This is a genomic window from Psychrobacter sp. CAL346-MNA-CIBAN-0220 (assembly GCF_040309805.1).
Classification (GTDB): domain Bacteria; phylum Pseudomonadota; class Gammaproteobacteria; order Pseudomonadales; family Moraxellaceae; genus Psychrobacter.
The window spans coordinates 1-240 of sequence record NZ_JBEOPF010000682.1 but is presented as its reverse complement, the minus strand read 5'-3'; the positions used below and the strand labels follow the sequence as shown (position 1 = coordinate 240).

Annotated in this window: 1 protein-coding gene; it reads left to right on the top strand. The window is 59.6% G+C overall.

The window, feature by feature from the left end:
* On the top strand, nucleotides 1–240 hold a 240-nt coding region (locus tag AAEY88_RS15315; protein ID WP_350563765.1), incomplete at both ends, for a hypothetical protein.

Below are 240 nucleotides of genomic sequence, written 5' to 3'. Positions count from 1 at the left end.
GCAGATGGACACCCTCAACAAATCCCAAATCGAAAAAGCCTTGGCTGACCGCCTGCCCAGCTACAGAGCTGAGTGCACGCTGCATGCCGACGGCACCCTGTCCGCCGTGCTGACCGGCCCAGAGACCGATCACTTCGCGATTACCGGCATCGTGCGTGCGCACTATCACGGTACAGAAGCCATCAACCGGCTCGCCACCGAGATCCTCAGGGAAATGGTGTTGTCGCGTCAGGGTATGAA